The sequence below is a fragment of the Pseudomonas sp. GW821-FHT11D10 genome, assembly GCF_058808435.1.
Map to the genome: position 1 here is coordinate 100064 of NZ_JBXARR010000012.1, position 12285 is coordinate 112348.

Below are 12285 nucleotides of genomic sequence, written 5' to 3' on the forward strand. Positions count from 1 at the left end.
GCTTGGCGCTTTGGCGGAGCTGATCTATGGTTGTGCTGCGGCGAGGGGTAGCTGCACGTTGATCTGAAAAATCCGGCAAAAGCGGCGTTTTTGTTCTTTTTTTCGAACGCCCTATTGTCCTTCAACCCCTTTGAACCTAGGATTCGTTTGAGATTTCAAACGCTCCTTATCCAGGTGCTGAGCCGCACGCGTTTTGAGTCGTGCGCTATTTATGTGCCAGCCCGGTAAATGATTTCCCTGACGGCAGCCTTGCGAGGCGCCTTTCTACAATCATAATTTTGCTCCGCGCCTTGCGCGGTGCTGTTAAGGAAAGCCGACATGCAGCTTAAAGACACCCAGTTGTTCCGCCAGCAAGCCTTCATCGATGGCGCATGGGTCGACGCGGACAACGGTCAGACGATCAAGGTCAACAACCCGGCCACCGGCGAGATTCTGGGCACCGTGCCGAAGATGGGCGCTGCCGAAACCCGCCGCGCCATCGAAGCCGCCGACAAGGCGCTGCCGGCCTGGCGTGCACTGACCGCCAAGGAGCGTGCAGGCAAACTGCGTCGCTGGTTCGAACTGATGATCGAGAACCAGGACGACCTCGCTCGCCTGATGACCCTCGAGCAAGGCAAGCCACTGGCCGAAGCCAAGGGCGAAATCGTTTACGCCGCTTCGTTCATCGAGTGGTTCGCCGAAGAAGCCAAACGCATTTACGGCGACGTGATTCCGGGCCACCAGCCGGACAAGCGCCTGATTGTGATCAAACAACCGATCGGCGTTACCGCTGCCATCACCCCGTGGAACTTCCCGGCGGCGATGATCACCCGTAAAGCGGGTCCGGCCCTGGCTGCCGGTTGCACCATGGTGCTCAAGCCTGCTTCGCAAACTCCGTTCTCCGCATTCGCTCTGGCTGAACTAGCCCAGCGCGCCGGCATTCCTAAAGGTGTGTTCAGCGTGGTGTCCGGCAGCGCCGGCGACATCGGCAGCGAGCTGACCAGCAACCCGATCGTGCGCAAACTGTCCTTCACCGGTTCGACCGAAATCGGTCGTCAGCTGATGTCGGAATGCGCCAAAGACATCAAGAAAGTCTCCCTGGAACTGGGCGGCAACGCGCCGTTCATCGTGTTCGACGACGCGGACCTGGATAAGGCCGTCGAAGGCGCGATCATTTCCAAGTACCGCAACAACGGCCAGACCTGCGTCTGCGCCAACCGTCTGTACATTCAGGATTCGGTCTACGACGCGTTCGCCGAGAAGCTGAAAGTGGCGGTCGCCAAGCTGAAGATCGGCAACGGTCTGGAAGAAGGCACCACCACTGGCCCGCTGATCGACGAGAAAGCCGTGGCCAAGGTGCAAGAGCATATCGCTGACGCCGTGGGTAAAGGCGCGACCATTCTGGCTGGTGGCAAGCCGATGGAAGGCAACTTCTTCGAGCCGACCATCCTGACCAACGTGCCGAAAGACGCTGCCGTGGCCAAGGAAGAAACCTTCGGTCCGCTGGCGCCGCTGTTCCGCTTCAAAGACGAAGCCGACGTGATCGCGATGTCGAACGACACCGAGTTCGGTCTGGCCTCGTACTTCTATGCTCGCGACCTGGGCCGTGTGTTCCGTGTGGCGGAAGCCCTGGAATACGGCATGGTCGGCGTCAACACCGGGCTGATCTCCAACGAAGTCGCACCGTTCGGCGGTATCAAGGCCTCGGGCCTGGGCCGCGAAGGCTCCAAGTACGGCATCGAAGATTACCTGGAAATCAAATACCTCTGCCTGGGCATCTAAGCCTCGGTAGAAGATCGCTGTAAACGCAAAGGGCACGAGAGCGCTGTCCCTTTGCGTCGTTTCAAACCGGAATTTTCTCTGCGGCCGGGAACGCCGTGGCAGTCGATCATCGCATGCTGCCACCGCCGATTCCTCCCGCTTTATCCTTGAACCGCGCCGCCCGATGAGCGGCGAATGAGGACTGTAATGAGCAAGACTAACGCTGAACTGATGGCCCGTCGTACCGCAGCTGTTCCACGTGGTGTTGGCCAGATTCACCCGATCTTCGCCGAGTCCGCGAAGAACGCGACCGTGACCGACGTTGAAGGTCGTGAATTCATCGACTTCGCCGGCGGTATCGCCGTACTGAACACCGGCCACGTGCACCCGAAAATCATCGCCGCCGTGACCGAGCAGCTGAACAAGCTGACCCACACCTGCTTCCAGGTTCTGGCCTACGAGCCGTACGTCGAGCTGTGCGAGAAAATCAACGCTCGCGTACCGGGCGACTTCGCCAAGAAAACCCTGCTGGTGACCACCGGTTCCGAAGCCGTTGAAAACGCCGTGAAAATTGCTCGTGCTGCCACTGGCCGCGCTGGCGTGATCGCCTTCACCGGCGCTTACCACGGTCGCACCATGATGACCCTGGGCCTGACCGGTAAAGTCGTGCCTTACTCGGCCGGCATGGGCCTGATGCCAGGCGGCATCTTCCGCGCGCTGTACCCGAACGAACTGCACGGCGTGAGCATCGACGACTCGATCGCTTCCATCGAACGCATCTTCAAGAACGACGCCGAGCCGAAAGACATCGCCGCGATCATCATCGAGCCTGTGCAGGGTGAAGGTGGTTTCTACGTCGCGCCGAAAGAATTCATGAAGCGTCTGCGTGCCCTGTGCGACCAGCACGGCATCCTGCTGATCGCTGACGAAGTGCAGACTGGCGCTGGCCGTACCGGCACCTTCTTCGCCATGGAACAGATGGGCGTCGCTGCCGACCTGACCACTTTCGCCAAATCCATCGCTGGCGGCTTCCCGCTGGCCGGTGTGTGCGGCAAGGCCGAATACATGGACGCCATCGCTCCTGGCGGCCTGGGCGGCACCTACGCCGGTAGCCCGATCGCTTGCGCCGCGGCCCTGGCAGTGATGGAAGTGTTCGAGGAAGAAAAACTGCTGGACCGCTGCAAGGCTGTCGGCGAGCGTCTGGTCACCGGCCTGAAAGCCATCCAGGCCAAGTACCCGGTGATCGGCGAAGTCCGTGCCCTGGGCGCAATGATCGCGGTCGAGCTGTTCGAAAACGGCGACAGCCACAAGCCAAACCCGACCGCCGTCGCGGCTGTCGTGGCCAAGGCGCGTGACAAGGGCCTGATCCTGCTGTCCTGCGGCACCTACGGCAACGTTCTGCGCGTCCTGGTACCGCTGACCTCGCCGGACGAGCAACTGGACAAAGGCCTGGCGATCATCGAAGAGTGCTTCTCGGAGCTGTAATCCGTAGCACCGTGTGATCGGATCGACAAAAAACCCGCTTCGGCGGGTTTTTTCATGCCTGGAGAAACACTTGCGCGGTTTTCAGGTTGTACCGAAACGCCAGCATTGGCTAAGGTTCAAGCATTGCAAGGGAGGGCGAGCATGACTGCCGTCGAATTACCCGCTGTACCCCGAGTGCTGATTGCCGAGGCCGATCCCTGGTCGCGTGACCTGCTCAAACAAGTGTTGCTGAATGTGCGCTGCGACGCGCGGCTGGACCTGTGCGCCGATGGCCAGGAGGCAATGACGCTGCTCAGCGAAGTCCCCTATGACCTGGCGATCGTCGACTGGGAGTTGCCCGGCGTCGATGGCTTGAGCGTGTTGCGCAGTGTCCGCCAGCGCAAACGCAATCCGCCGCTGCCGTTCATTCTGATGAGCAGCCGCAATGACAGCGCCAGCGTGCGCGAAGCCTTGCCGCTGGCGCCCACCGCCTATCTGGCCAAACCCCTGAACATGGAAAGCCTGACCGAGCGTTTGCAGGGTCTGCTGCTGAACGCCGGCGAAGAAGTGTTCTGTGAAGTACCGGCGCTGGCGCCGGGCATGACCCTTTCGGTGTTTCTCGAACGCCGCCGCGAGCAGGCCGACGGCGCACCGCTGATGACCGACGTGCAAGTGGCGGTCAAACGCAGTCTCAACCCCAACGGGCTGGATCTGAAGCTGCTGGAAGAGGAAATCCGCACCGATCCGCAGATCACCGCCGTGTTGATCGCAGCGTCGAACAGCGCCGCTCAGCATCATGGCGCGCCAGTGCAGACCCTGGCGCAGGCGCTGCATCGCTTGGGCACCGGGCAGAGCATGAACCTGATTCTTGGCCTTGCACTCAAACGCAGCGCCCGACTCAGCGACCCATGCCTGGCGGATTACGCCGAGCGTTATTGGGGCCTGTCGCTGCACACCGCCGAGTACGCCCGCACCTTGGCGCGGCTGCTCGATCTGGATCAGGAGCGCTGCTACTGCGCCGGGATGCTCCATCGCCTCGGTGATCTTGCATTGCTGCGTTGTCTGCAAGAGTGGAAGCAGGCCGGCGGCGAGCTGGATGAACTGGAGGAAGTCGGCGATGCGCTGGCGGAATTCGGTGCGGCGTACGGCTCGGCGCTACGCACCCGCTGGCGCCTGCCGCTGGAGCTGCGCGAGCTGATTGCCTCGGTCTACCAGCTCGGTGGCGGGGTGTACTCCCGCGAGGCGCTGGTGATGAACATGGCGGCGCAGATGGCCCGGCTGACCGAGCATGAAGGCGTTGAGGAACTGGCGAAGAGCCGTACGGCGCGGTTGCTCAAGATCGGATTGCCGGAGCTGATGCGGATGCGCAAATAGCGGCTTGATTGCGCATCCGGTCTGGAATCAGGCGGAAATGATCCGGTTCTTGCCCTGCCGTTTGGCCTCGTACATCGCTGCGTCCGCGCGGGCGAACAGGGTGTCGAGGCTTTCGTCTTCCGAGGTGAGGCTGGTCAGGCCCTGGCTGACGGTAATGCCGAACGTCTGATCGGCGTGATTGAAGCTCAGCCGCTGGATTTCCCGTTGCAGCCGTTCGGCCACCTGCATCGCCATGTCCGGCGCACAACCCGGAAAAACCGCAGCAAATTCCTCACCACCAATCCGCCCGAACAGGTCTCCCCGGCGCAACGAAGCACGACCGCATTCGGCAATTCGTTGCAGCACGTTGTCGCCTTCCGGGTGGCCGTAGGTGTCGTTGATCACTTTGAAGTCATCGATGTCCAGCAGCAGGAACGCCAGTGGCGCACCCTGCAGGCGGGCGTCTTCGAATTCGCGGTGGGCGCACTCGAAGAAGTGCCGGCGATTGCTGCTCTGGGTCAGCACGTCGGTGGTGGCCAGGCGTTGCAGCTCGGTTTCCATTTGCTTCTTGTCAGTGATGTCTTCGGCGATGCCGACGATGATCACCGGTTGCCCCGGTTCGTCCTGACGGTTGATGAAGCACTTGTCGCTGATCCAGCGCACCTGGCCGTCGGCGTCGATGATCCGGTATTCGCGGTCTTCCACGGCGCCTTTGTGCAGCACTTCGGCGAGGCTGCGCTCGGCGTATTCCAGATCGTCCGGGTAGATGCTGTCGCGCCACTGGTTGTAGTCGGCCAACAGCAGGGCGGCGGAGCGGCCGAAAATTCGCTCGTAGGCGGGGCTGACGTACAGCACCTGGCGGGTTTCCCAGTTGAAGGCCCAAAGCACGGCGTTGACGCTGACCAGCAGCGAGCTGAACAGTTGCTCGCGTTCGCTCAGCCGGGCGACTTCGCCCTGGGCGTGCATCAATGCCATCAGGGTTTGCGCGGCCTCGGGCCACTGGGGAGGGGATGAGTCTTTTTGATTGTTGTTGACCATCGACACGAATCTCAAAGGGCGTGCCGGTTAATCGACAACGGCCACGGGAAAGCCCGCCGGGGTGGCGAAGTGTCTTTGAGATAGGGGATCGGGGGTGAAGTTCCGAAGGGTGCGCCCTGGAATGGGGCGCACCGATCAACGGCATCAGACGGCGGCAGGGCGCAGCGAGTAGGTTTTCAACTGGTCGGCGAATTCACGCAGGGACTGAATGCCACTGGCCTCGGCCTCGTGTACCCATTCCTTGATGGCGGCGAGCATGTCGTGGCCATTTGCGCTGGTCTTGACCCAGATCTGCTGCAGGGCCAGGCGTTTCTCGTAGATTACCTTCAGCGCCTGGCTGTGCTCGAGCATGCTCTGGATGCGCGCGTGGTGGCGATCTTCCAGCAGGCTGGTTTCCCGCGACAGCAGGCGTTTGGCCCGGTGGAACTGGTGACGTACCGAATGATCGACCTTGGCCAGTTCCTGCTTCACCAACGGGCCGATCACCAGCTTGCGGTACTGGGCCATGATCTGGAAGCGGTTGTTGAGGATCGCCATGGCGGTGTCCATGTCCAGGTTGCCCTTGCCTTCGACGCGGTGGGCGATCGGGGCAACACGCTGAACCTTGGCCAGACGCAGGAAGCTGAAGACCTGGATCCAGGCCCAGCCGAGGTCGAACTCCCACTTCTTGACCGACAGCTTGGCCGAGTTGGGGTAGGTGTGATGGTTGTTGTGCAGTTCTTCGCCGCCGATCAGGATGCCCCAGGGCACCAGATTGGTCGCCGCGTCGCGGCATTCGAAGTTGCGGTAGCCGACGGCATGGCCGAGACCGTTGACCACACCGGCCGCCCAGACCGGAATCCACATCATCTGGATCGCCCAGATGGTGATGCCGATGGTGCCGAACAGCAGCAGGTCGACGACGGCCATGATCGCCACGCCCAGCAGCCGGTAGCGGCTGTAGAGGTTGCGCTCGATCCAGTCTTCGGGGCAGTTCTTGCCGTAGATGCGCAGGGTTTCCGGGTTCTGCGCTTCTTCGCGGTACAGCTCGGCACCTTTGCGCAGGACGGTGGACAGACCCTTGACGACCGGACTGTGCGGGTCATCTTCGGTTTCGCATTTGGCGTGGTGCTTGCGGTGGATGGCGGTCCACTCGCGGGTGTTCTGCGCCGTGGTCAGCCACAGCCAGAAACGGAAGAAATGCTTCAGGCCGGCATTCAGCTCCAGGGAGCGATGGGCCGAGTAGCGGTGCAAGTAGACCGTGACGGCAACGATCGTCACGTGGGTCATCACCAGGGTGACGGCGACCAGTGACCAGGCCGACAAGCCAAGAAAACCTTCGTACCACATAGGCTATAGGGCCCTCGATAAAGAAAAAACAGCCGTTGCATTATCACCAAGCACACAGATAAAACCAGTCGCCCTTTCAGATAAGAGATGGCTGGATGTTTCTTGACCTATAATCCCGACATTTTTGTAGGGACATGGACGGCCGAATGTCTGCCACATACCGCGATGCTTTGCGTGCAGCGCTGCTTTACCTGGTCCTTGCCGTTGTCTGGCTGCAAGGCACTGGCTATTTATTGAACAGTTTCTTCGATAACTCTGACGAACTGCTGCGCTGGCAACTGATCAACGGCTACGTGTTCGTAGCGCTCAGCGCCGGGTTGATCTTCCTGGCCCGGGCGCGGCTGTTCGAATGCCTGGGGATCGGTGCCCGATTGCGTGAGCGCCAGGCGGATCGCGAACGACTGCGTCAGGCTGCTGCGGTATTCGATTGCACCCGCGAAGGCGTGCTGGTCACGGACCGACAGGGGCTGATCGTGCACGTCAATCGCGCCTTCATGGAAATCACCGGTTATCAGCGCGAAGAAGTGATTGGCCAGCAGCCCAGTCTGTTCAAATCCGGGCACCATCCGCCGGGGTTCTATCAGGCGATGTTCGCCACCTTGCAGGCGAAGGACGAGTGGAGCGGCGAGATCTGGAACCGCCGTAAAAGCGGCGAGATCTACCCGCAGTGGCAGACGATCCGGGTGATCCGCGACGAGGACGGTCGGCTCAGCCACTACGTCGCGGTGTTTTCCGATATCAGCGCGATCAAGGATTCCGAGCACGAGCTCAAGCACCTGGCTCACCACGATCCATTGACCGACCTGCCCAACCGCCTGCTGTTCAGCGATCGTGCCGAACAGGCGCTGGCATCGGCGCAGACCCACAAGCGCGGTTGCGCGCTGCTGATGATCGATCTGGACCATTTCAAACTGATCAACGACAGCCTCGGCCACAACATCGGTGACCGTTTGCTCAAGGCGGTCGCCGCGCGTTTGCAGGCGTTGTTCGGGCCGGGCATCACCCTGGCGCGGTTGGGCGGCGATGAGTTCGCGGTCCTGCTGGAAAGTTGTCCACAGCCGGCGCAGGCGGCGGCGCTGGCTCAGCGCATTCTCGATGCGCTCAAGGAGCCGTTCTGCCTCGACGGCCATGAGCTGTTCATCAACGCCAGCCTCGGCATCAGTCTGTTTCCCAGCGATGCGTTGAGCGCTGAACAGCTGTTGCGCAACGCCGATGCGGCGCTGTTCAAGGCCAAGAGCAGTGGCCGTAACGGCTACGCGCTGTACACCGAAGAACTCACGGCCCACGCCCAGCAGCGGGTCGAAATCGCCTTCGAGTTGCGCCGCGCGCTGGAGCAGCAGGAGCTGCGGGTCTACTACCAACCGGTTCACGACCTGAAAACCAGTCGTCTGATCGGCGTCGAGGCGCTGGTGCGCTGGGAGCATCCGCAGCGGGGCCTGGTGTCGCCGGCGGAGTTCATCCCGATTGCCGAGCGCACCGGGCTGATCTCGGAAATCGACGCCTGGGTCATGCAGCAGGCCTGCCGGCAGATGTGCCAATGGCAGCAGGCCGGGGTGGTGCTGTCGTTTGTCGCGGTGAACGTGTCGTCACGTTTGTTCGCCCGTCGCGAGTTGTACGAGCAGGTTGCGCAGGTGCTGCACGAGACCGGCCTGGATCCGGCCTATCTGGAGCTGGAGGTCACCGAAAGCGCGGTGATGGACGATCCGGAAGTCGCGCTGGAACAGATGCACCGTCTGCGCGAGCTGGGCATCCGTCTGGCCATCGATGACTTCGGCACCGGATATTCGTCGTTGCTGCGACTCAAGCGTCTGCCGGTGCAGAAGCTCAAGATCGATCAGGGCTTCGTCGCCGGCCTGCCGTGGGACGAGGACGATGCGGCGATCGTCCGGGTGATCATCGCCCTGGCCCGCAGCATGGGCATGCAGGTGCACGCCGAGGGAATCGAGCAGGCGGAACAGGCGGCGTTCCTGCTGGGCCAGGCCTGTGATCTGGGGCAAGGCTACTGGTTTGGGCGGCCGGTCCCGGAAGCGCAAATCGACTGGAACCGGGCGCCCTTGATCGGTTGAGGGCAGCCTTCGGCGGGTTTGTCGGCGGGCAAATCCGCCGCAAACCCTTGCTGCATCACATAATGTTTTCCAGTTATATAAACATTCTTAAATAGTCTTTTTAAGAATATCCAAAGCTCTCTTATATTGCTCCCACGCCGAACGCAGTGCCGCCCACTGCCAGGCATATCCCATACAAAGGAGCAGCACCATGAGCGCATCCCTGCGTAGCGTTGACGGTCAGGACGAAAGCACCATCTTGCGCGAAATCCAGAGCGCCTTGCGCGACCTGCGTTTCGGCGCGGTGGAAATCACTGTGCATAACGCCCAGGTGGTCCAGATCGAACGCAAAGAAAAATTCCGTCTGCAGCAACCGGGTAACAAACCGGCCTGATTCGTAGTCTGCGGCAGCTCCTGCGGGGAGCTGTTGGCAGAAGCTGCCACAGGCTGCGGTCGTTGAATGAGCAACCCGATTCCAGCAATCCATAAGAAAAAGCCACCACCAAGAATTCCAGGAGCTTTCACCATGTCGTCGATTCGCCGTTACGCTTTGGCCGCCCTGGCCAGTGCTGTGTTTGCCGGTTCCGCGGTTGCCAAGGATTACGAACTGCTCAACGTGTCGTATGACCCGACGCGCGAGCTGTATCAGGATTACAACGCCGAGTTCGTGAAGTACTGGCAGTCGGAGCACGCCGGCGACACCGTGAAAATCCAGCAATCCCACGGCGGTTCGGGCAAGCAGGGCCGTGCGGTGATCGATGGTCTGCGCGCCGACGTCGTGACCCTGGCCCTGGCCGGCGACATCGACGAAATCGCCAAGCTCGGCAAGACCCTGCCGGCTGACTGGCAGAAGCGTCTGCCGGAAGCCAGCACCCCGTACACCTCGACCATCGTGTTCCTGGTGCGCAAGGGCAACCCGAAAGGCATCAAGGACTGGGGCGACCTGGTCAAGAACGATGTCTCGGTGATCACCCCGAACCCGAAAACCTCCGGCGGTGCGCGCTGGAACTTCCTCGCGGCATGGGCCTACGGCCTGAAAGCCAACGGCGGCAACGAAGCCAAAGCCAAGGAATACGTACAGACCCTGTTCAAGCACGTGCCGGTTCTGGACACCGGCGCCCGTGGCTCGACCATCACTTTCGTCAACAACGGTCAGGGTGACGTGTTGCTGGCCTGGGAAAACGAAGCCTTCCTGGCGCTGAAAGAAGACGGCGGCAAGGACAAGTTCGACATCGTCGTGCCTTCGCTGTCGATCCTCGCCGAACCACCGGTGGCCGTGGTCGACAAGAACGCCGAGAAGAAGGGCAACGAGCAGATCGCCGAAGCCTACCTCAAGCACCTGTACAGCCCGGCCGGCCAGGAAATCGCGGCGAAGAACTTCTACCGCCCGCGTGACAAGGACGTGGCAGCCAAGTACGCCCAGCAGTTCCCGAAACTGGAACTGGTGACCATCGACAAGGACTTCGGCGGCTGGAAAACCGCACAGCCGAAATTCTTCAACGACGGTGGCGTGTTCGACCAGATCTATCAGGCGCAGTAAGTTTCAATAGCCTAAAACGAGCCCCGGATTTATGTTCGGGGCTTTGCGCGTTCTCAAACCAAGGACTTTTATGTCGCGTCGTATCTCCCCCGTCATACCCGGCTTCGGGCTGACGCTGGGCTACACCTTGGTGTACCTCAGCCTGATTGTGCTAATCCCGCTGGCGGCGATGTTCGTCCACGCCGCCCAACTCACCTGGGATCAGTTCTGGACGATCATCTCCGCGCCCCGCGTTCTCGCCGCATTGAAGCTGAGCTTCGGCACCGCACTGTGCGCCGCGATCATCAACGGCATCATCGGCACGTTGCTGGCCTGGGTGCTGGTGCGTTACACGTTCCCGGGGCGCAAGGTGATCGACGCGATGATCGATCTGCCGTTCGCCCTGCCGACCGCCGTGGCCGGTATTGCGCTGACGGCGCTGTACACGCCGACCGGGCTGGTCGGGCAGTTCGCCGCCGACCTCGGTTTCAAGATCGCCTACACCCCGCTCGGGATCACGCTGGCGCTGACCTTCGTGACCCTGCCGTTCGTGGTGCGCACGGTGCAGCCGGTGCTGGCCGACATCCCGCGTGAAGTCGAAGAAGCGGCCGCGTGCCTCGGCGCGAAACCTTTGCAGGTGTTTCGCCACATCCTGCTGCCGGCGCTGTTGCCGGCCTGGCTGACCGGTTTTGCCCTGGCGTTTGCCCGGGGCGTCGGCGAGTACGGGTCGGTGATTTTCATCGCCGGCAACATGCCGATGAAAACCGAGATCCTGCCGTTGCTGATCATGGTCAAGCTCGACCAGTACGATTACACCGGCGCTACCTCCATCGGCGTGTTGATGCTGGTGGTTTCCTTCGTCCTGTTGCTGCTGATCAACTTGCTGCAGCGGCGCATCGAAACCCCATAAGGAGGCGCGAACCATGTCCCAATCGTCTATTGCGGCCGCTTCCTCGGCCAACGCCGCCCGCCGTGGCAGTGCCACTTCGCGGCGGATCCTGATCGGCCTCGGCTGGCTGATTTTCTTCCTGTTTCTGGTGCTGCCGCTGTTCATCGTGGTGTCGCAGGGATTGAAGAACGGTCTCGGCGCATTCTTCACCGCGATCTTTGAACCGGATGCCTTGTCGGCCCTGAAACTCACCGTGATTGCGGTGCTGATTTCGGTGCCGTTGAACCTGGTGTTCGGTGTCAGTGCAGCGTGGTGCGTGAGCAAATACTCGTTCCGCGGCAAGAGTATGCTGGTGACGCTGATCGACCTGCCGTTCTCGGTATCGCCGGTGATCGCAGGTCTGGTCTACGTGTTGATGTTCGGCGCCCAGGGCCTGTTCGGGCCGTGGCTGCAGGATCACGACATCCAGATCGTCTTCGCCCTGCCGGGCATCGTGCTGGCGACGATCTTCGTCACCGTGCCGTTCGTGGCCCGTGAGCTGATCCCGCTGATGCAGGAACAAGGCACTCAGGAAGAGGAAGCCGCGCGCCTGCTCGGCGCCAATGGCTGGCAGATGTTCTGGCACGTGACCGTCCCTAACATCAAGTGGGGCCTGATCTATGGCGTGGTGCTGTGTACCGCGCGGGCCATGGGTGAGTTCGGTGCGGTGTCGGTGGTCTCCGGGCACATTCGCGGGGTGACCAACACCTTGCCGCTGCACGTCGAGATCCTCTACAACGAATACAACCACGTGGCCGCGTTCGCTGTGGCGAGCCTGTTGCTGATCCTGGCGCTCTTCATCCTGCTGCTCAAGCAGTGGAGCGAAAACCGTATCAACCGCCTGCGCGCCAGCGCCGCGGAGGAATAAT

10 protein-coding genes are annotated in these 12285 nt (G+C 61.4%); 8 read left to right on the top strand and 2 right to left on the bottom strand.

What is annotated here, in order from left to right; all coding sequences use genetic code 11:
- Window positions 1–318: 318 nt before the first annotated feature.
- The 3 genes from gabD (at window position 319) to AC1RT4_RS27280 (ending at window position 4578) form a co-directional block, all read left to right on the top strand.
- Window positions 319–1761 carry an NADP-dependent succinate-semialdehyde dehydrogenase gene (gene gabD, locus AC1RT4_RS27270; RefSeq protein ID WP_493089178.1) on the top strand — a complete coding sequence of 481 codons (1443 nt, stop codon included), beginning with the start codon at window positions 319–321 and terminating at the stop codon, window positions 1759–1761.
- Window positions 1762–1947: 186 nt separating this feature from the next.
- Entirely contained in the window at window positions 1948–3225 is a 1278-nt protein-coding gene (gene gabT, locus AC1RT4_RS27275) for a 4-aminobutyrate--2-oxoglutarate transaminase (protein WP_007957613.1), read from the top strand.
- A 141-nt stretch (window positions 3226–3366) separates the two neighbouring features.
- Entirely contained in the window at window positions 3367–4578 is a 1212-nt protein-coding gene (locus AC1RT4_RS27280) for a response regulator (RefSeq protein WP_007957612.1), read from the top strand.
- Between the two features lie 27 nt (window positions 4579–4605).
- Here AC1RT4_RS27280 and AC1RT4_RS27285 read toward each other — a convergent pair whose 3' ends face one another.
- Both AC1RT4_RS27285 and desA read right to left on the bottom strand, forming a co-directional pair.
- Window positions 4606–5595 (bottom strand): GGDEF domain-containing protein, encoded by a 990-nt coding sequence (locus AC1RT4_RS27285; RefSeq protein ID WP_493089180.1) that lies wholly within the window; start codon window positions 5593–5595, stop codon window positions 4606–4608.
- A 144-nt stretch (window positions 5596–5739) separates the two neighbouring features.
- On the bottom strand, window positions 5740–6924 hold the full coding sequence (gene desA, locus AC1RT4_RS27290; RefSeq protein WP_493089182.1) for a delta-9 fatty acid desaturase DesA: 1185 nt from the start codon (window positions 6922–6924) through the stop codon (window positions 5740–5742).
- A 146-nt stretch (window positions 6925–7070) separates the two neighbouring features.
- On the opposite strand from desA, the gene dibA reads away from it, so the two are divergent.
- The 5 genes from dibA to cysW all read left to right on the top strand — a co-directional run bounded on the left by dibA (window position 7071) and on the right by cysW (window position 12284).
- The gene (dibA, locus tag AC1RT4_RS27295; RefSeq protein WP_262161231.1) at window positions 7071–8990 is read left to right on the top strand and encodes a phosphodiesterase DibA; all 1920 of its coding nucleotides are present in this window, start codon (window positions 7071–7073) and stop codon (window positions 8988–8990) included.
- 190 nt (window positions 8991–9180) lie between these two features.
- Window positions 9181–9363 (top strand): sulfur starvation response protein OscA, encoded by a 183-nt coding sequence (gene oscA, locus AC1RT4_RS27300; RefSeq protein ID WP_007952821.1) that lies wholly within the window; start codon window positions 9181–9183, stop codon window positions 9361–9363.
- Between the two features lie 132 nt (window positions 9364–9495).
- Entirely contained in the window at window positions 9496–10509 is a 1014-nt protein-coding gene (locus AC1RT4_RS27305) for a sulfate ABC transporter substrate-binding protein (protein WP_007952819.1), read from the top strand.
- A gap of 70 nt (window positions 10510–10579) precedes the next feature.
- Window positions 10580–11398 carry a sulfate ABC transporter permease subunit CysT gene (gene cysT / locus AC1RT4_RS27310; RefSeq protein WP_007952818.1) on the top strand — a complete coding sequence of 273 codons (819 nt, stop codon included), beginning with the start codon at window positions 10580–10582 and terminating at the stop codon, window positions 11396–11398.
- A 13-nt stretch (window positions 11399–11411) separates the two neighbouring features.
- Entirely contained in the window at window positions 11412–12284 is an 873-nt protein-coding gene (gene cysW, locus AC1RT4_RS27315; protein WP_007952817.1) for a sulfate ABC transporter permease subunit CysW, read from the top strand.
- The last annotated feature ends 1 nt before the right edge of the window (window position 12285 follow it).